Origin of the sequence: Enterobacter sp. KB-221C9, assembly GCF_041320715.1 — a bacterium.
GTDB lineage: Bacteria > Pseudomonadota > Gammaproteobacteria > Enterobacterales > Enterobacteriaceae > Enterobacter > Enterobacter asburiae_D.
In genome coordinates this window covers 17,174-35,996 of sequence record NZ_JBGIWG010000012.1, presented here as the reverse complement: position 1 = coordinate 35,996, position 18,823 = coordinate 17,174, and the positions used below count along the sequence as shown (strand labels likewise).

The window sequence follows — 18,823 nt, the reverse complement described above, 5'->3', positions numbered from 1 at the left end:
TTTATTGATTTTTCCGGCTCAGGGGCAGTTCGATACGGAAGCAAACATCTGAACGTTCGTCCGCGACAATGTTTAGCTCACCCTGCATGCGTCGTATGCAGTCCCGGGCAATGCTCAAGCCAAGCCCGCTTCCTTTTACCGCGCCTTTCCGCTGATGACTTCCCTGGAAAAAGGGTTCGAAGATCATGATTTTTTCGTCATCGGGGATCGGGGTGCCGGTGTTTGCGACGTCAATAAACACCCGTGAACCATTCGTATTACTTCGGATATAAATGTTACCGGATTCAGTACCATAGTGCACCGCATTGGAGTAAAGATTATCCAGAACGCTCATCAGCAGCATGGGTTCAGCCAGGCAGGCAGGCGCATTCAGCTCGACGCCGGTATGCATCATTTTAGCTCTTGCTGGCAAGCTATGGGCTGAGATCACCATATCCACCAGCGGCGCAATCTCAACGTTTTCCAGGACGACCGCCCCGTCTGCCAGCTTGCGGTTGTAGTCCAGCAGTTGCTCAATTAGCTTTTGCAGATTGCGGCTGCTGTTATCCAGGATCTCGACAATTTCTTTCTGTTCTGGCGTAAGGGGCCCGGCCACTTCGTCCGCCAGCAGCTCCGTTCCTTCACGCATGCTGGCCAGCGGCGTTTTAAGCTCATGAGAGATATGGCGCAGAAACTGATGACGCTGGGATTCGAGCCACGCCAGGCGCTCGGACAGCCAGATAATGCGCTGGCCTACGGATCGCAGCTCGCGTGGACCTTTAAAGGCGACCGTATCTCCGAGCGATTTCCCCTCCCCCAGACGGTTGATCATACGCTGAATGCCCTTCACCGGACCGATGATCATACGGGTAAAGAGCAGTACCAGCCCAAGACTCACCAGGAACAGCACCAGCGCCTGCCAGCCGAAGAACTGGCCACGCTCGGCAATCTCCTGCTGGAGCTGCTGGCCGCGAGAGAAAATCACCGTGCGCGTTGACTGCACCATCTCGGTGTTGGCGCTGGCAAAAGCCTCAAGGCGCGCGGCGGCGGCGGCATCCGGGCCACTATTGTGGCACTGCAGCTGCGCAAGATCGTTCAAATCCTGACGTAACGCCTGATACAGCTTGTCGTCAGGCAATACCCCCGCGTGAGCATCCAGCATTTCGCTGTAGCGTTTACGCTGACTCTGATAAACCTTTTCCAGCGTCCGATCGTCAAGCACGCAATACTGACGATAGCTACGCTCCATCTCCAGCGCGGCGTTGGTCATCGCTTCACTGCGTCTGGCGTCGATGAGCGTCGTTCGGTTGGTCAAAGCCGCCTGCGCGCTCAGCGCGTTCAGACTTTGCCACGCCTGCCAGGCGAGGATCAGCAGCGGCAGCAGGATCAGCAGGAAGGCCATCATGACGAGCTGTCGTAGCGAGCGGGGAAAAACGGGCCAGCGTTTCAACGCATTACTCTCTTAATGGGGGTTTACGCAGAGCGTAACTGAGTCTGCCCTTCAGATACAACAAAGCCGGGTAAAAACCCGGCTTTGTCATGGAATGAGGCGGTGCCTAACTCGACGTTTCGCCCTGGCCTGATAAAGCATCGCTATGATCAGTAGTTGGACGGCAGGCACCTTTTTGTGCGTCATTCGAAGTTTATGTAGCGCGTCCCGAAGGGGCTGACATAAGAAGGTGAATGAGCCACTGGTTAATATTATGCAACACTCGTGCCAGAATGCAAAACAAAATATTAACACATTGAAATATATGATTTTTACTCGTTTAACCTGTTAATTAACGGTTGAATGATTTCCAGGCTAAGTGTCGCTATTAAGCAACACCTTAACGGGAACCCGTCCTGTTATATATAAATCAAAGAGTTAAATGTCTCCATTTAGAGACAGTTGCATACCCTCTTTGTCTCAGTTTTGCGACACGCATAAAAAAGCCCGGTGGCGCTTACGCTTACCGGGCCTACAGGGGTTAGGGTGCTAAAACTTAACCCAGCTGCTTACGCGCGTTGCGGAAGATACGCATCCACGGGCTGTCCTCGCCCCAGTTTTCCGGGTGCCAGGAGTTGCTCACGGTGCGGAACACGCGTTCCGGGTGCGGCATCATGATGGTCGCGCGACCGCTTTCGCTGGTCACCGCCGTAATACCGTTGGCCGAGCCGTTCGGGTTAGCCGGGTAGGTTTCTGTCACCTTGCCGAAGTTATCGACAAAGCGCAGCGCCACCAGGCCTTTGCTCTCCAGCTGAGCCAGATGCGCAGCATCACGCACCTCTACCTGACCTTCACCGTGGGAAACGGCGATTGGCATCCGTGAACCGACCATCCCCTGCAGCAGCAGAGACGGGCTTTGGGTCACTTCCACCAGGCTGAAGCGCGCTTCGAAGCGGTCAGACTGGTTGCGCACAAAGCGCGGCCAGGCTTCGCTGCCCGGGATCAGTTCGCGCAGGTTAGACATCATCTGACAGCCGTTACACACGCCCAGCGCCAGGGTCTGCGGACGGTGGAAGAAGGTTTCGAACTCGTCACGCACGCGGCTGTTGAACAGGATGGACTTCGCCCAGCCTTCGCCCGCGCCCAGCACGTCGCCGTAGGAGAAGCCGCCGCACGCCACCAGCGCCTGGAAATCGTCCAGACCGGTACGCCCGGCCAGCAGGTCGCTCATGTGGACGTCGATAGCGTCAAAGCCCGCGCGGTGGAAGGCAGCCGCCATCTCAACGTGGGAGTTAACGCCCTGCTCGCGCAGCACCGCCACTTTCGGACGCGCGCCGGTCGCAATGTACGGCGCGGCAATGTCTTCGTTGATGTCGAAGGAGAGCTTCACGTTCAGGCCTGGATCGTTGTCGTTAGCCTTGGCGTTGTGTTCCTGGTCAGCACATTCCGGGTTATCACGCAGGCGCTGCATCTGCCAGGTGGTTTCCGCCCACCACATGCGCAGCGTGGTGCGGCTTTCGCTGAACACCGCGTGGCCGTCTGCTTCAATGACGAAGCGGTCGCCCTGAACGGCTTTACCCAGATAGTGGACGCAGTCCACCAGGCCGTGCTTCGCCAGAATCGTTTCAACCGCGTCGCGATCCGCTGCACGCACCTGAATCACGGCGCCCAGCTCTTCGTTGAACAGCGCCGCCAGACGGTCTTCGCCAAGCGTGGCAATGTTCGCTTCCACGCCGCAGTGGCCGGTGAAGGCCATCTCTGCCAGCGTCACCAGCAGGCCGCCGTCGGAACGGTCGTGGTAGGCCAGCAGCTTACGCTGCGCCACCAGCGCCTGAATCGCGTCGTAGAAGCCTTTCAGCTGGGCAACGTCGCGCACGTCCGCTGGCTTGTCGCCGAGCTGACGGTAAACCTGCGCCAGCGCGGTTGCGCCCAGCGCGTTGTGGCCTTTACCCAGGTCAATCAGCAGCAGGGCGTTGTCTTCGGTCGCAAGCTGCGGCGTAACGGTGTGGCGCACGTCTTCCACGCGCGCAAACGCGGTGATCACCAGCGACAGCGGAGAGGTCATCTCGCGCTGCTCGCTGCCTTCCTGCCAGCGGGTTTTCATCGACATGGAGTCTTTACCCACCGGAATGGTCAGGCCGAGGGCAGGACACAGCTCCTCGCCCACCGCTTTCACGGCTTCATACAGGCCAGCATCTTCGCCAGGGTGACCAGCAGCGGCCATCCAGTTTGCGGAAAGCTTGATACGTTTGATATCGCCAATCTGCGTCGCGGCGATGTTGGTCAGCGCTTCACCGACAGCCAGACGGGCAGAGGCCGCGAAGTCCAACAGCGCCACCGGGGTGCGTTCACCCAGGGCCATCGCTTCGCCGTAGTAGCTGTCGAGACTCGCGGTGGTCACGGCGCAGTTAGCGACCGGGATCTGCCACGGACCGACCATCTGATCGCGCGATACCATACCGGTCACGGTGCGGTCGCCGATGGTCACCAGGAAGGTTTTCTCCGCCACGGCAGGCAGGTGCAGCACGCGGTTGACCGCTTCGGCCACCGTAATGCCCTGGCGATCCAGCGCTTTGCCTGCCGCTTTGCGGGTCGTTACGTCGCGGGTCATCTTCGGCGTTTTACCGAGCAGGACGTCGAGCGGCAGATCGATCGGCTGGTTGTCAAAGTGAGTGTCGCTTAAGGAAAGGTGCTGCTCTTCGGTCGCTTCACCGATGACGGCATACGGCGCACGCTCGCGGCGGCACAGTTCGTCAAACAGCGGCAGCTGATCCGCGGCAACCGCCAGCACGTAGCGCTCCTGGGATTCGTTACACCAGATTTCCAGCGGGCTCATGCCCGGCTCATCGCTCAGGATATCGCGCAGGTTGAAACGGCCACCGCGGCCGCCGTCGCTCACCAGCTCCGGCATGGCGTTGGACAAACCGCCCGCGCCCACGTCGTGGATGAAAAGAATCGGGTTGGCATCGCCCAGCTGCCAGCAGCGGTCGATCACTTCCTGGCAGCGACGCTCCATCTCAGGGTTGTCGCGCTGCACGGAGGCGAAGTCGAGATCCGCATCAGACTGGCCGGAGGCCATAGAAGAGGCCGCGCCACCGCCCAGACCGATGTTCATCGCCGGGCCGCCGAGCACGATCAGCTTAGCGCCGACGACGATCTCGCCTTTCTGCACGTGATCGGCACGGATGTTGCCGATCCCGCCCGCAAGCATGATCGGCTTGTGGTAGCCGCGCAGCTCTTCGCCGTTGTGGCTTTCCACTTTCTCTTCATAGGTACGGAAGTAACCGTTCAGCGCCGGACGACCAAACTCGTTGTTAAACGCCGCGCCGCCCAGCGGGCCTTCGGTCATGATATCCAGGGCGGTTACGATGCGCTCTGGCTTGCCGAAATCTTCTTCCCACGGCTGTTCAAAGCCCGGGATGCGCAGGTTGGAAACGGAGAAACCGACCAGACCCGCTTTAGGTTTAGCGCCACGACCGGTCGCGCCTTCGTCACGGATTTCACCGCCGGAGCCGGTCGCCGCACCCGGCCACGGGGAGATCGCCGTCGGGTGGTTGTGTGTTTCCACTTTCATCAGAATATGCGCGGGCTCCTGATGGAAGTCATAACGCCCTGCTTCGCGATCGGCGAAGAAGCGGCCCACCTCGGAACCTTCCATGACGGCGGCGTTGTCCTTATAGGCAGACAGCACGTGGTCAGGGGTTTGCTCCATGGTGTTTTTGATCATTTTGAACAGCGACTTCGGCTGCTGTTCGCCGTCAATAATCCAGTCGGCGTTGAAAATCTTGTGGCGGCAGTGCTCAGAGTTCGCCTGCGCGAACATGTAGAGTTCGATGTCGTTCGGGTTACGGTTGAGCTTAACAAACGCATCCTGCAGGTAGTCGATTTCGTCTTCTGCCAGCGCCAGGCCGAGACGCAGGTTGGCGTCAATCAGCGCCTGACGGCCCTGCCCCAGCAGGTCTACGCTCTGAACCGGCGCAGGCTGATGGTGGGAGAAAAGCTTCTGCGCGTCATCGAGAGAGGCAAATACGCTCTCCATCATGCGATCGTGCAGTTCAGCCGCAACCGCCTGCCACTGCGCGTCGCTCAGGGTAGAGGCTTCCACGTAGTACGCCACGCCGCGTTCCAGACGGTTAATCTGGCTCAGGCCACAGTTGTGGGCGATGTCGGTGGCTTTGGAAGACCAGGGGGAGATGGTGCCCGGACGAGGCGTCGCAAGGATCAGTTTGCCGGTTGGCGTGTGGCTGCTCAGGCTTGGACCATACTTGAGCAGGCGTTCCAGCTGTACGCGCTCCTCTGCATTCAGGGGGGCATTCAGGTCAGCAAAATGGACATACTCAGCGTAAATATTGCTTACCGGAAGGTCGGCCGCCTGAAAACGTGCCAGCAGTTTAGTGATACGGAAGGCAGACAGTGCAGGCGAACCACGCAGAATTTCCATCATAAGTCTCTCGTCTTCGAAGCGCCGGGGCGCTTACAGTGTGCGCAAGGGGGGAAAACGGGCGTCATTATAGAGAATCCTGAGCGCCGACGAAACCGTTTGCGTCGAAATAAAATTCGCACAGAGATTTAACAATAGATGTGACCTGTCTCTCTAATTGGTTGCCAAGTGGCGCAAGTTTACGCAAAATGCCGCTCATTCAATGGCAAACCTTATGATTAACATGGCTACAGCAGACTGAGGCAACCGGCGTCGCAGAGAATTAACTAATTGAAAAAATTAAAGATTAATTATCTGCTCATCGGCATTGTAACGTTGCTGCTGGCAGTGGCCCTCTGGCCTTCCATCCCCTGGTTCGGCAAAGCCGAAAACCGTATCGCCGCCATTCAGGAGCGGGGGGAATTGCGTGTCAGTACCCTCAACTCTCCGCTGATTTACAGCGACATCAACGGCAAAATCATTGGCCTGGATTACGAGCTGGCACAGCAGTTCGCCGATTACCTTGGCGTGAAGCTTAAAATCACCGTCCGCCAGAATATCAACCAGCTCTTTGACGACCTCGATAACGACGATGCCGATATGCTCGCCGCCGGGCTGGTGTATAACAGCGAGCGCAGCAAGAACTACCAGCCGGGCCCGACCTACTACTCCGTTTCGCAGCAGCTGGTTTACCGCGTCGGGAGCCTGCGCCCGCGCTCGCTGGCCTCGATTAACGATCGGCAGCTGACGATTGCGCCCGGCCACGTGGTGATTGACGATCTGCGTGAGCTCAAGGAGAAGAAATATCCCGACCTGAGCTGGACGGTGGATCCGAAACTCGGCACGACGGAGCTGCTGGAGCAGGTAAAAGACCAGAAAGTGCCCTACACCATCGCCGATTCAGTCGCGATCAGCCTGTTCCAGCGGGTGCATCCTGAAATCGCCGTAGCGCTGGACGTCACCGACGAGCAGCCCGTGACCTGGTTTAGCCAGCTTGATGACGATCAGACCTTCTCTGCCGCGATGCTTGATTTCTTCAACACCATCAATGAAGACGGTACCCTGGCGCGTCTGGAGGAGAAGTACCTCGGGCACGGCGATGACTTTGACTACGTTGACACCCGCAGCTTCCTGCGCGCGGTGGACAGCGTCCTGCCGGACCTGCAGCCGTTGTTCGAAAAATACGCCCAGGAGATTGACTGGAAGCTACTGGCGGCTATTTCGTATCAGGAATCCCACTGGGACACCCAGGCTACGTCGCCCACGGGCGTACGCGGTTTGATGATGTTAACCAAAAATACCGCGCTGAGCCTGGGCGTGAATGACCGGACCGATGCCGAACAGAGCATCAGCGGCGGCGCGCGCTATCTGCAGGATATGATGGCCAAAGTACCGGAAACGGTGCCGGAAGAAGAGCGGATCTGGTTTGCGCTGGCGGCCTACAATATGGGCTACGCGCATATGCTTGATGCGCGAGCGTTGACGGCCAAAACGAAAGGTAACCCGGACAGCTGGTCAGACGTTAAGCAGCGCCTGCCGCTGCTGAGCCAGAAGCCATGGTATAACAAGCTGACATACGGCTACGCGCGCGGGCATGAAGCCTACGCCTACGTGGAAAATATCCGTAAATATCAGATTAGCCTGGTCGGGTATCTGCTGGAGAAAGAGAAAGAGGCGACGGAGGCCAAACAGCTGGCTCAAAGTTACCCGGTCGTGGCGCCGGACGAGCTTAATCGTCCGACAGCTTCAATTCTGCCTTTTGCTGCTTTTTCTGCTGACGGCGCATTCGAAAGAAATCGCTTAATAGCCCCGAACACTCTGGTGCAAGCACCCCACCGATAGTCTTCACCTGGTGGTTCATCCCCGGGTGACCCAGCACGTCCATCAGCGAACCGGCCGCACCGGTTTTTTCATCCCGCGCACCGAAAACCAGAGTCCCAATCCGGCTGTGCACCATCGCGCCGGAGCACATCACGCACGGCTCCAGCGTCACATACAGCGTGGTATCAAGCAGGCGATAGTTTTGCAGCACCAGACCGCCCTGGCGAAGCGCCATGATTTCCGCGTGGGCTGTAGGATCGTGGCGACCAATAGGACGGTTCCACCCTTCGCCAATCACCTGGTTGTTATGAACCAGCACCGCGCCCACGGGCACTTCGCCCTCTTCCCAGGCGCGTTGAGCCAGCGCCAGCGCATGGCGCATCCAGTATTCATGATTGTATTCAGGGTTGGACAAAGGCTGATACTCCAGTCGAAAAGCGGGCGGCATTATACACGCCCGTTTTAGAGAAGACTATTCGAGTTGCTGAAGTTCACCTGATGGCGTGACGCGCCAGCGATGCTGGCAAAAATAGAGCAGCGGGTTGTCCTGCTTGCTGTCGCTGTAGCCGCTGTACAGGCGCAGCGGCGTCCCGATGCGTTTCTCAAGCTGGACCACTTTTTCATGCCCCAGGCAGCGCAGGGTCAGCACCCAACCGCCGTAGCCGCGGGCGATTTGCGTGGCGATAAGATTCACGCGCGGAAGCCAGGGGGTATCAAAATAGACCTGCTCCACCAGCGTCTGCGGGGAGCCGGTAATCAACCAGATGTCGGCATCGTTCGCATCGAGGTAGCCGGTCAGGCGCGCCTGCACCACCGGAAAGGCGGCGACGTGGCCGCGAAACCAGTGCGCAAAATCCTTTTCGAGCTGTTTGAGCCGCGCTTCGCTGTGCCCAAAGGTGCATCCCCACAGCAGCAGACTCATCGGCCATCGCGCCGCACGGCCTTTCACCAGCAGCGCGATACCGATAACCGGCAGGAGCGGCAGCACGAGCAGCGCATTCAAAGGCTGACGCCGCAGCAGGTAACGCATAAACGTACCAAACATATCCTGCTGATGCAGCGTTCCATCCAGGTCGAAAAAGACAACGCGACGCGCGTGATTTGCCAAACCTTACTCCTCTGGGTCGTTGAAACCTAACAGCCAGGTAAACAGGAACCCGGCCATCACCGCTACTAAATAGCCTAACAGATAGAGCATCACTTTTCCGGTTACGATAGTTAATGCCAGCGGTAAACCGGAAAGCCCAAAGGTGATCACGGTGGCGACTTTCCAGTAGCTGATCAGCGCCCCGCCTACCGCACCGCCCAGACACGCCGCGAGGAACGGTTTACCCAGCGGCAGCGTGACGCCGAAAATCAGCGGCTCGCCGATGCCGAGCAGTCCGACCGGGAGTGCGCCTTTAATCATTTTTTTCAGACGCGCGTTGCGGGTTTTCATCAGTACGGCAATCGCCGCGCCGACCTGCCCCACCCCCGCCATCGACAGGATAGGCAGCAGCGCGTTATAGCCATGCGACTGCACCAGCTCGACGTGGATCGGCACCAGCCCCTGGTGCAGACCGGTCAGCACCAGCGGCAGGAAGGTACCAGACAGCACCGCCCCCACTACCAGGCCGCCGCGGTCAATCGCCAGAGACGCACCGTGAGCGATGGCTTCTGAGATCCACCCGCCTAGCGGCTGAAGGGCCACAATCGCTACGCTACCGGTAATCAGCGTGGTCAGCAGCGGGTTGAGGATCAGCTCGATCGAGCCAGGCAGGATCGCGCGCAGCCTTTTCTCGATCCAGCACATCAGGATGACCACCAGCAGCACGGCGATCACCCCACCGCGCCCGGGCTGGAGCGCCTCGCCAAACAGCGTGATCTGCGCCAGCTGTGGGCTGGATAAGATGCCCGCCATTACCCCGCCCATGGCCAGCGACCCGCCAAACACCTTCGCGGTATTCACCCCGACCAGAATGTTCATGATGGCGAAAACAGCGCTGCCGAAGATCCCGAGAATCCCCAGCAGGTTCGGATACTGCGTGGCGAAATCCCCCACAATATCCGGTCGCTTGAGGATGTTGATGATCCCGGTGATCAGGCCTGAGGCAATAAACGCCGGGATCAGCGGAATGAAGACGTTTGCCAGCTGACGCAGCGCATCGCTCATGGGGGCTTTGTATTTGGCCTTTGCCTGCGCTTTGGTGCGTTCCGCATCGTCAATCGACACGCTCGCACTAACGCCCATCAGCGCGCGCATGGCATCAACAACCTGCGCCGCTTTCCCGGGCCCGACGATCAGCTGATGCTGCCTCCCTTGCTTCACGTAGCCGCTGACGCCGGAGAGTTGCTTCAGGCGCGGCACGTCAAGCTGGTCGTCGTTATGCACCTCGACGCGCACGCGCGTCATGCAGTTTTCGAGACGCTGAATATTATCTTCCCCACCAATCCCCTGCAGGATATCGCTGGCGAGCGCTGCTGTTTTGTCCATAGACGCCTCTGTTAGTTTTCTAATGCCGCCCGTAAGAAGCCGTTATGCGCAGCGAGTTTGGCTCTCGCGGCAGCCGCATCCAGCCCGCTTAAGATCATCAAAATGGCCGGTTTAACATCATGATCGGTCTGTTTGAGTACCGCTTCTGCCTCTTCGCGGCCTGCGCCTGTCGCCTCCATCACCATGCGGCAGGCTCTGTCCACCAGCTTGACGTTGGTGGCCTGCATATCCACCATCAGGTTCTGATACACCTTGCCGAACTTCACCATCGCGCCGGTGGAGATCATATTGAGCACCAGCTTTTGCGCGGTCCCGGACTTCAGGCGCGTGGAGCCGGTGAGCGCTTCCGGCCCGACAACCGGAGAGATAGCGATAGCGGCCACCTGCGCAATCGGGGAGCCCGGATTACAGGAGATGGCCACCGTCGTGCAGCCGGTCTGGTTGGCGTATTCCAGACCGCCAATGACGTACGGCGTGCGCCCGGATGCCGCCAGCCCGACCACCAGATCCTTCGCGGTCAGATTCAGCCCCTTCAGGTCATCCTCACCCAGCTGTTTGTTATCTTCCGCCCCTTCAACGGCTTTCAGCAACGCGCCGGGTCCACCGGCAATCAAACCGACGACCAGGCCATGCGGAACCCCAAAGGTTGGCGGACATTCTGACGCATCCAGCACCCCAAGACGCCCGCTGGTGCCCGCCCCCATGTAGATAATGCGACCGCCGGCCTTGAGGGCTTCCGCTGCCGCATCGACAGCTTTCGCCACCTCGGGTAATGTCTCTTTCACTGCCTGAGCGACCAGCGTATCCTGTTGATTAAAGCGGTTAACCAGCTCCAGGGTGGAGAGCGCATCCAGATCCATGGTTTGCGGGTTACGCGTTTCAGAAACAAGTGAGCCAAGATTCATTTTTGTACCTCAAGAATTTTTAATTCATAATAATCACACTATAATGGAATATAAAATTCATTCAGGCGAGCAAAATTCGTATTTGCGCAGATAATCACATTTTCGCCAGGAGACCGTATGAACTGTTTAATTCGCATTCGCCAGCGCTACGCAGGCTTTGCCCAAAGCGACAAGAAGCTGGCGGATTTTCTGCTTTCTCAACCCGATCGCGCGCGCCATCTCAGCTCGCAGCAGCTGGCGAGTGAAGCTGGCGTGAGCCAGTCGAGCGTGGTGAAATTTGCGCAGAAGATTGGTTTTAAGGGGTTCCCTGCCCTCAAGCTGGCGATCAGTGAAGCGCTGGTGAGCAACCCCAACCCGCAGTCCATGCCGGTGCATAATCAGATCCGCGGCGATGACCCGATGCGGCTGGTCGGCGAAAAGCTGATCAAAGAGAACGTGGCGGCCATGCATGCGACGCTCGACGTGAATACGGAAGAGAAGCTGCTGGAGAGCGTGGCGATGCTGCGCGGCGCGCGGCGGATCGTTCTGACCGGTATCGGCGCGTCCGGGCTTGTGGCGCGAAACTTTGGCTGGAAGCTGACGAAAATTGGGCTTAACGCCATCGTCGAGCAGGATATGCACGCCCTGCTGGCGACCGTACAGGCGATGGATCCTGACGATCTGCTGCTGGCTATCTCCTACTCCGGCGAGCGCCGTGAAATCAATATGGCCACCGATGAAGTGCTGCGCGTCGGCGGTAAAATTCTGGCGATCACCGGTTTTACGCCGAATGCCCTGCAGCAGCGGGCAACGCGCTGTTTATATACCATTGCCGAAGAGCAGGCCACGCGCAGCGCGGCTATCTCGTCCACCAGCGCGCAAATGATGCTGACGGACCTGCTGTTTATGGCGCTGGTGCAGCAGGATCTCGAGCGCGCGCCCGAACGTATTCGTCACAGCGAAGAACTGGTAAAGAAACTGGTTTGACGCGTATAATGCCCGCCCAGTTTGTGTTGTTTCTGAGAATTTCCTGATGGCGCTGTTAATTACCAAAAAATGCATTAATTGCGATATGTGCGAGCCCGAATGCCCGAACCAGGCGATTTCGATGGGCGACAGCATTTATGAGATTAACAGCGACCGCTGCACGGAATGCATCGGCCACTATGAGACGCCGACCTGTCAAAAAGTGTGCCCGATCCCGAATACCATCCTGAAGGATCCGGCCCACGTCGAGAGCGAAGAGCAGCTATGGGATAAGTTTGTCCTGATGCACCACGCGGACAAGCTTTAACTTTCGATGATCACCGTCGCGCTGGCATAGTGGCGTTCATCCGCGATCGTCACGTGCATGTGGTTCACCCCCAGCTTTTCCGCCAGCTTTTGCGCTTCCCCCCACAGACGCAGGCTCGGTTTGCCCAGCTCATCGTTAAACACTTCGAACTGGTTAAACGCCAGGCCGTTACGAATGCCGGTCCCGAAGGCTTTGGCCGCCGCCTCTTTTACCGCAAAGCGCTTTGCCAGAAAACGCACCGGCTGCTGATGCGCTTCCCAGATGGCCCATTCGTTATCGCTCAGCACGCGTCTTGCGAGGCGATCGCCGCTACGGGCGATCACCGCTTCAATGCGGGCTATTTCAACGATATCGGTGCCTAAGCCCAGAATGGCCATTACTGACGCGCTTCCTGCATCAGGCGTTTCATTTCTGAAACCGCCTCTTTCAGACCGCTCATCACCGCACGGCCAATGATGGCGTGGCCGATATTCAGCTCGTGCATTTCCGGCAGGGCGGCAATAGCCTTCACGTTGTGGTAGGTCAGGCCGTGACCGGCGTTAACCTTCAGGCCCAGGCTTGAGGCATACGTGGCCGCTTTGGCGATACGCTCCAGCTCTTTGGCCTGTTCGGCATCATTTTTGGCATCAGCATAGCAGCCGGTGTGGATTTCGATATACGGCGCGCCCACGTCCGCCGCCGCTTTAATCTGGTCGAAATCGGCGTCGATAAACAGAGAAACCAGGATACCGGCATCCGCCAGACGTTTGCAGGCATCGCGCATTTTGTCGAGCTGCCCGGCCACGTCCAGACCGCCTTCGGTGGTCACTTCCTGGCGTTTTTCCGGCACCAGGCAGCAGAAATGCGGCTGGGTCTCGCAGGCAATGGCCAGCATCTCTTCGGTGACCGCCATCTCCAGATTCATACGGGTGTCCAGCGTCTGACGCAGAATGCGCACGTCGCGGTCAGTAATGTGGCGACGGTCTTCACGCAGGTGAACGGTAATGCCGTCGGCGCCAGCCTGCTCAGCAATAAACGCCGCCTGAACCGGATCGGGATACGCCGTGCCGCGCGCATTACGCAGCGTGGCGATGTGGTCGATGTTGACGCCTAACAGTAATTCAGCCATGACAATCCTCGGTTTTCTTTTCGATTCTGTGGTCTAACGTTTCGGCACAAACTGCCTGAATAATTCGCGGCTCTTTAAAGGCTTGCCGCCAAGATACGGCTTGAGGGCAATCCGGGTAAAGCGTTTTGCTGCGCGTAAGGTTTCCTGATCGGGAAACTCGCGCTCATACAGCGCCCGGAGCTGGCGCCCGGTAAAGGTGCTGTTGTCTATCACGATACTGGCAATGAAGCCTTTTTCTTCGCGGTAGCGGTAGGTCATGGTGTCTTCTACCTCGTCCCCGCTGCCCGCACAGTGCAGAAAATCTACGCCGTACCCGAGGTGGCCCAGCAGCGCCAGCTCAAAACGACGCAAGGCAGGTTCAGGCGTACCGGTTGCGCCAGCCAGCGCCTGGATACAGTGCAGATAATCGAAGAAAAGTTCAGAGAAGCGAGTCTCATGCTCAAGAACTCGTGAGATGAGTTCGTTGACATACAGACCGCTGTAGAGGGTGATGCCAGAAAGAGGAAGCGCCAGGGAGACGGCTTCGGCACTGCGCAGGGTTTTGACTTCCCCTCGCCCACCAAAGCGAACCAGCAGCGGCGTGAAAGGCTGTAGGGCACCTTTCAGATTAGAACGTTTGGAACGTGCGCCTTTTGCAACAAGGCGCACGCGACCCGACTCTTCCGTGAAGACGTCCAGCATGAGGCTGGTTTCGCTCCAGGGACGACTATGCAGGACAAAGGCGCGCTGCCATCCATCCATATGCTCGTCGTCTTAAGTTACTGGTCTTCGCCGTAACCGAGGCTGCGCAGAGCACGCTCATCATCGGCCCAGCCAGATTTCACTTTCACCCACAGTTCGAGGTGAACCGGCGCTTCGAACATCTCCATCATGTCCTTACGGGCTTCGATACCGATGGTTTTGATCTTGGCCCCTTTGTTGCCGATCACCATCTTCTTCTGCCCTTCGCGCTCAACGAGGATCAGACCGTTGATGTCATAGCCGCCACGCTCGTTGGTCTGGAAACGCTCGATCTCCACCGTCACAGAGTACGGCAGCTCAGCGCCCAGGAAACGCATCAGCTTTTCACGGATGATTTCAGACGCCATAAAGCGCTGAGAGCGATCGGTGATGTAGTCTTCCGGGAAGTGATGAATCGCTTCCGGCAGATGCTTACGCACGATGCCCGCGATGGTATCCACGTTCAGGCCGGTCTCAGCAGACAGCGGCACGATGTCGAGGAAGTTCATCTGGCTTCCGAGCCACTGCAGATGCGGCAGAAGATCGGCCTTTTCCTGCACGTTATCAACTTTGTTGACCGCGAGGATGACCGGCGTTTTGCCGTCACGCAGCTTGTTCAGCACCATCTCGTCGTCCGGCGTCCAGCGGGTACCTTCAACAACGAAAATCACCAGCTCTACGTCGCCAATCGAGCTGCTCGCCGCCTTGTTCATCAGGCGGTTAATGGCGCGCTTTTCTTCCATGTGCAGGCCCGGGGTATCGACGTAGATCGCCTGATACGCGCCTTCAGTATGGATGCCGACGATGCGGTGACGCGTGGTCTGCGCCTTACGCGAGGTGATAGAAATCTTCTGCCCGAGCAGATTATTCAACAGGGTGGATTTGCCGACGTTCGGACGTCCGACGATGGCAATAAATCCGCAATAGGTTTTTTCTTCGCTCATTCCAGCTCCAGCATTTTTAACGCCTGTTCGGCGGCAGCCTGTTCAGCCTTACGACGGCTTGAACCTGTGCCCACCACCGGTTCACTCAGGCCACTGACCTGGCAATGGATGGTAAATTCCTGATCGTGCGCTTCGCCACGTACCTGCACCACCAGATAAGATGGCAGCGGCAGATGACGACCCTGCAAATATTCCTGCAGACGCGTTTTCGGATCTTTTTGTTTATCGCCCGGACTGATTTCGTCCAGACGGGTCTGATACCAGTTCAGGATCAGCTTTTCTACGGTCTGGATATCGCTGTCCAGGAACACACCACCAATTAATGCTTCGACCGTATCGGCAAGAATAGATTCACGACGGAAGCCGCCGCTTTTCAGTTCACCCGGTCCAAGACGCAGACATTCGCCCAGCTCAAATTCGCGCGCGATTTCCGCAAGGGTATTACCCCGAACCAGCGTGGCACGCATGCGGCTCATATCCCCTTCATCCACACGCGGGAAACGGTGATAAAGCGCATTCGCAATCACGAAACTTAAAATAGAGTCGCCTAAAAACTCGAGACGCTCATTATGTTTGCTGCTGGCACTGCGGTGGGTTAATGCCTGTTGCAACAACTCCTGATGATGAAAAGTGTAGCCCAGCTTCCGTTGAAGCCGATTAATTACGATGGGGTTCATGCGATACCAATAAATGAATGCGTCAAAAATGCAGCACACGAAACCGACCTGAGAAGACCAACGCGGTTTCGTGTGCCGTGGCACCCTTGCAGGGCCAACCTTAAACTTCGGGGGAATATTCTATACACAACGACAGGGGATGTCGTTAGTTCGAAGAGATTTATCGTGGAAATAATTCACGTAGCCGCTAATTAAAGCGGCTACGCGTTCATTTATTGAGAATTAATGGATTCCGCCGATACGATTCAGGCGTACACCGGTCGGCCATTCGCCTTCCTGCTTCTCAAAACTCATCCAGATGGCGGTGGCTTTACCGACCAGATTCGCTTCCGGCACAAAGCCCCAGTAACGGCTGTCCGCAGAATTATCGCGGTTGTCACCCATCATGAAGTAATGTCCTGGCGGTACAATCCAGCTCGCCAGCTGCTGGCCCGGCTGGCGATAGTACATACCCAGCTGGTCCTGCGCGATTGGCACGGTGAGGATTCGGTGCGTTACGTCGCCCAGCGTCTCTTTGCGCTCAACCAGACGGATGCCGTCCTCTTTGGTTTCACCTTTCGGTACCTGGAAGAATCCGCTGGTCGCTTCGCCGCCGTTACGACGGGCAAAGGTCTGCACAAAATCACTTGGCTCAACGTTTGAGTAGGTGATTGGCAGCGCGTTTTCACATGCGGTACCGGAGCTGCAGCCCGGCTGAACGGTAACTTCTTTCGCAACCGGATCGTAAGTGACTTTATCACCCGGCAGACCTACCGCGCGCTTGATGTAGTCCAGGCGCGGATCTTCCGGATATTTGAATACCACGATGTCGCCACGTTTTGGATGACCGGTTTCGATCAGCGTTTTCTGGTAGATAGGATCTTTAATGCCGTAGGCAAACTTCTCTACCAGAATAAAATCGCCAATCAGCAGCGTTGGCATCATGGAACCTGATGGGATTTGGAACGGCTCGTAAATAAACGAACGTACCACCAGCACAATCGCCAGCACCGGAAATACCGAGGCGCCCGTTTCCAGCCAGCCCGGTTTCGGACCGACTTTCTTCAGGGTCTTCGCGTCAATCCCATCGCCAGTGGCTGCCTGTGCGGCAGCCTGACGTTCACGACGTTTTGGGGCGAAGATAAACTTATCCAGACACCACAGCAGACCTGTCACCAGGGTAGCAATGACCAGGATCAGGGCAAACATGTTAGCCATGCCAACTCCTTAGGGTTATTTGCCGTCTTTACCAACGTGAAGGATGGCAAGGAATGCTTCCTGCGGCAGCTCGACGTTACCGACCTGCTTCATACGCTTCTTACCGTCTTTCTGCTTCTGCAGCAGCTTTTTCTTACGGCTGACGTCACCGCCGTAGCACTTGGCCAGAACGTTTTTACGCAGCTGTTTCACGGTTGAACGCGCAATAATATGGTTGCCAATGGCCGCCTGAATCGCGATATCGAACTGCTGACGCGGGATCAGCTCTTTCATCTTCTCAACCAGCTCGCGGCCACGGTATGGCGCATTGTCGTTGTGGGTGATCAGCGCCAGCGCATCCACGCGCTCGCCGTTGATCAGCACGTCCACACGCACCATGTTGGAGGCCTGGAAGCGTTTGAAGTTGTAATCCAGTGACGCATAGCCACGGGAGGTGGACTTCAGACGGTCAAAGAAGTCGAGAACCACTTCCGCCATTGGGATTTCATAGGTCAGCGCCACCTGGTTACCGTGGTAAACCATGTTGGTCTGCACGCCACGCTTCTCAATACACAGCGTAATGACGTTACCCAGGAACTCCTGCGGCAGCAGCATGTGACACTCTGCAATAGGCTCACGCAGTTCATGAATGTTGTTCAGCGGCGGCAGCTTGGACGGGCTATCGACGTAGATCACTTCTTTCGAGGTGGTTTCAACTTCATACACTACGGTCGGTGCCGTGGTGATCAGATCCAGATCGTATTCACGTTCCAGACGCTCCTGAATGATCTCCATGTGCAGCAGACCGAGGAAGCCACAGCGGAAGCCGAAGCCCAGCGCCGTTGAGCTTTCTGGCTCGTAGAACAGGGAAGCATCGTTCAGGCTCAGCTTACCGAGCGCGTCACGGAAGTTTTCGTAGTCGTCAGAGCTAACCGGGAACAGGCCCGCGTAAACCTGCGGTTTCACCTTTTTAAAGCCTGGCAGCGCTTTATCTGCCGGGTTACGCGCACCGGTCAGGGTATCGCCCACCGGCGCGCCGAGGATGTCTTTAATGGCGCAGACCAGCCAGCCTACCTCGCCGCACGTCAGCTCGGTACGGTCAACCTGTTTTGGCGTGAAGATACCCAGACGGTCGGCGTTGTAGACCTGCCCGGTACTCATTACCTTGATTTTGTCGCCTTTACGCATGGTGCCGTTTTTAATACGCACCAGTGAGACAACGCCCAGATAGTTATCGAACCAGGAGTCGATAATCAGCGCCTGGAGTGGCGCATCCGGATCGCCTTCCGGGGCGGGAATGTCACGTACCAGACGTTCCAGCACGTCGGTTACGCCCACACCGGTTTTCGCGGAGCAGCGCACGGCGTCGGTCGCGTCAATGCCGACAATATCTTCAATCTCTTCCGCTACGCGCTCAGGATCGGCGGCTGGCAGGTCGATCTTGTTCAGAACCGGCACAACTTCGAGATCCATTTCCATCGCGGTGTAGCAGTTTGCCAGGGTCTGGGCTTCAACGCCCTGCCCGGCATCCACCACCAGCAGCGCGCCTTCACAGGCCGCGAGCGAGCGTGAAACCTCATAGGAGAAGTCAACGTGGCCTGGGGTGTCGATAAAGTTCAGTTGATAGGTTTCACCATCAGCCGCTTTGTAATCAAGCGTAACGCTCTGCGCTTTAATGGTGATACCGCGTTCGCGTTCCAGGTCCATGGAGTCCAGTACCTGGGCTTCCATTTCACGATCAGACAGGCCACCGCAAATCTGGATAATACGGTCAGACAGCGTCGACTTACCGTGGTCAATGTGAGCAATGATCGAAAAGTTACGTATGTTCTTCATATAGTTAAATAATTATGCCTTACGAATTCCTGGAGGCCGCTGTTCTTAGCCTGACGTTTTTC

At 57.3% G+C, this 18,823-nt stretch carries 16 protein-coding genes; 3 read left to right on the top strand and 13 right to left on the bottom strand.

Annotated features, from left to right (window positions below; genetic code table 11):
- Position 1 precedes the first annotated feature (1 nt).
- Both qseE and purL read right to left on the bottom strand, forming a co-directional pair.
- Entirely contained in the window at positions 2–1,429 is a 1,428-nt protein-coding gene (gene qseE / locus AB8846_RS17255) for a two component system sensor histidine kinase QseE/GlrK (RefSeq protein ID WP_331411565.1), read from the bottom strand.
- 535 nt (positions 1,430–1,964) lie between these two features.
- Positions 1,965–5,852, bottom strand: a complete 3,888-nt coding sequence (gene purL / locus AB8846_RS17250) for a phosphoribosylformylglycinamidine synthase (RefSeq protein WP_370733248.1) — start codon at positions 5,850–5,852, stop codon at positions 1,965–1,967.
- 267 nt (positions 5,853–6,119) lie between these two features.
- On the opposite strand from purL, the gene mltF reads away from it, so the two are divergent.
- Complete coding sequence (gene mltF / locus AB8846_RS17245; protein WP_126797110.1) at positions 6,120–7,670, top strand: membrane-bound lytic murein transglycosylase MltF; 1,551 nt, start codon at positions 6,120–6,122, stop codon at positions 7,668–7,670.
- Here the strand turns inward: mltF and tadA are convergent.
- Genes tadA through murQ form a run of 4 tightly spaced genes read right to left on the bottom strand, consistent with a single transcriptional unit; the run spans position 7,558 to position 11,027 of the window.
- Positions 7,558–8,097: a tRNA adenosine(34) deaminase TadA gene (gene tadA, locus AB8846_RS17240; protein ID WP_370733247.1), complete on the bottom strand. Its 540-nt coding sequence runs from the start codon at positions 8,095–8,097 to the stop codon at positions 7,558–7,560. The two genes, mltF and tadA, sit on opposite strands and share 113 nt — an antisense overlap.
- 24 nt (positions 8,098–8,121) lie before the next feature.
- Positions 8,122–8,757, bottom strand: a complete 636-nt coding sequence (yfhb, locus tag AB8846_RS17235; RefSeq protein WP_248165405.1) for a phosphatidylglycerophosphatase C — start codon at positions 8,755–8,757, stop codon at positions 8,122–8,124.
- A 3-nt stretch (positions 8,758–8,760) separates the two neighbouring features.
- Positions 8,761–10,122 carry a PTS transporter subunit EIIC gene (locus tag AB8846_RS17230; protein ID WP_331411554.1) on the bottom strand — a complete coding sequence of 454 codons (1,362 nt, stop codon included), beginning with the start codon at positions 10,120–10,122 and terminating at the stop codon, positions 8,761–8,763.
- 11 nt (positions 10,123–10,133) lie between these two features.
- Positions 10,134–11,027 carry an N-acetylmuramic acid 6-phosphate etherase gene (gene murQ, locus AB8846_RS17225; protein WP_054829702.1) on the bottom strand — a complete coding sequence of 298 codons (894 nt, stop codon included), beginning with the start codon at positions 11,025–11,027 and terminating at the stop codon, positions 10,134–10,136.
- A 117-nt stretch (positions 11,028–11,144) separates the two neighbouring features.
- On the opposite strand from murQ, the gene AB8846_RS17220 reads away from it, so the two are divergent.
- Together AB8846_RS17220 and AB8846_RS17215 are read left to right on the top strand one after the other, a co-directional pair.
- Positions 11,145–11,993: a MurR/RpiR family transcriptional regulator gene (locus tag AB8846_RS17220; protein WP_008502176.1), complete on the top strand. Its 849-nt coding sequence runs from the start codon at positions 11,145–11,147 to the stop codon at positions 11,991–11,993.
- A 46-nt stretch (positions 11,994–12,039) separates the two neighbouring features.
- A complete protein-coding gene (locus tag AB8846_RS17215) occupies positions 12,040–12,300 on the top strand; it encodes a YfhL family 4Fe-4S dicluster ferredoxin (RefSeq protein ID WP_008502177.1) in 261 nt (86 codons plus the stop codon).
- Here the strand turns inward: AB8846_RS17215 and acpS are convergent.
- The 7 genes from acpS to lepA form a co-directional block, all read right to left on the bottom strand.
- Complete coding sequence (gene acpS, locus AB8846_RS17210; RefSeq protein ID WP_023294331.1) at positions 12,297–12,677, bottom strand: holo-ACP synthase; 381 nt, start codon at positions 12,675–12,677, stop codon at positions 12,297–12,299. The two genes, AB8846_RS17215 and acpS, sit on opposite strands and share 4 nt — an antisense overlap.
- A complete protein-coding gene (pdxJ, locus tag AB8846_RS17205) occupies positions 12,677–13,408 on the bottom strand; it encodes a pyridoxine 5'-phosphate synthase (protein WP_370733246.1) in 732 nt (243 codons plus the stop codon). Before pdxJ ends, acpS begins: the two co-directional genes overlap by 1 nt.
- Positions 13,409–13,441: 33 nt before the next feature.
- Complete coding sequence (gene recO / locus AB8846_RS17200) at positions 13,442–14,149, bottom strand: DNA repair protein RecO (RefSeq protein ID WP_063143398.1); 708 nt, start codon at positions 14,147–14,149, stop codon at positions 13,442–13,444.
- A gap of 17 nt (positions 14,150–14,166) precedes the next feature.
- Entirely contained in the window at positions 14,167–15,072 is a 906-nt protein-coding gene (gene era / locus AB8846_RS17195) for a GTPase Era (RefSeq protein ID WP_006176722.1), read from the bottom strand.
- Entirely contained in the window at positions 15,069–15,749 is a 681-nt protein-coding gene (rnc, locus tag AB8846_RS17190; protein WP_003860711.1) for a ribonuclease III, read from the bottom strand. Before rnc ends, era begins: the two co-directional genes overlap by 4 nt.
- 222 nt (positions 15,750–15,971) lie before the next feature.
- Complete coding sequence (gene lepB, locus AB8846_RS17185) at positions 15,972–16,946, bottom strand: signal peptidase I (RefSeq protein WP_023308848.1); 975 nt, start codon at positions 16,944–16,946, stop codon at positions 15,972–15,974.
- A gap of 15 nt (positions 16,947–16,961) precedes the next feature.
- Positions 16,962–18,761: a translation elongation factor 4 gene (gene lepA / locus AB8846_RS17180; RefSeq protein WP_063143397.1), complete on the bottom strand. Its 1,800-nt coding sequence runs from the start codon at positions 18,759–18,761 to the stop codon at positions 16,962–16,964.
- Between the last annotated feature and the right edge of the window lie 62 nt (positions 18,762–18,823).

What these genes read in the sequence shown, in the direction of transcription:
- lepB (WP_023308848.1), bottom strand. Translation starts at nt 16,946, where the DNA reads ATGGCTAACATGTTTGCCCTGATCCTGGTCATTGCTACCCTGGTGACA.
- murQ (WP_054829702.1), bottom strand. Translation starts at nt 11,027, where the DNA reads ATGAATCTTGGCTCACTTGTTTCTGAAACGCGTAACCCGCAAACCATG.
- tadA (WP_370733247.1), bottom strand. Translation starts at nt 8,097, where the DNA reads ATGCCGCCCGCTTTTCGACTGGAGTATCAGCCTTTGTCCAACCCTGAA.
- acpS (WP_023294331.1), bottom strand. Translation starts at nt 12,677, where the DNA reads ATGGCCATTCTGGGCTTAGGCACCGATATCGTTGAAATAGCCCGCATT.
- AB8846_RS17215 (WP_008502177.1), top strand. Translation starts at nt 12,040, where the DNA reads ATGGCGCTGTTAATTACCAAAAAATGCATTAATTGCGATATGTGCGAG.
- lepA (WP_063143397.1), bottom strand. Translation starts at nt 18,761, where the DNA reads ATGAAGAACATACGTAACTTTTCGATCATTGCTCACATTGACCACGGT.
- purL (WP_370733248.1), bottom strand. Translation starts at nt 5,852, where the DNA reads ATGATGGAAATTCTGCGTGGTTCGCCTGCACTGTCTGCCTTCCGTATC.
- pdxJ (WP_370733246.1), bottom strand. Translation starts at nt 13,408, where the DNA reads ATGGCTGAATTACTGTTAGGCGTCAACATCGACCACATCGCCACGCTG.
- era (WP_006176722.1), bottom strand. Translation starts at nt 15,072, where the DNA reads ATGAGCGAAGAAAAAACCTATTGCGGATTTATTGCCATCGTCGGACGT.
- rnc (WP_003860711.1), bottom strand. Translation starts at nt 15,749, where the DNA reads ATGAACCCCATCGTAATTAATCGGCTTCAACGGAAGCTGGGCTACACT.
- recO (WP_063143398.1), bottom strand. Translation starts at nt 14,149, where the DNA reads ATGGATGGATGGCAGCGCGCCTTTGTCCTGCATAGTCGTCCCTGGAGC.
- AB8846_RS17220 (WP_008502176.1), top strand. Translation starts at nt 11,145, where the DNA reads ATGAACTGTTTAATTCGCATTCGCCAGCGCTACGCAGGCTTTGCCCAA.
- AB8846_RS17230 (WP_331411554.1), bottom strand. Translation starts at nt 10,122, where the DNA reads ATGGACAAAACAGCAGCGCTCGCCAGCGATATCCTGCAGGGGATTGGT.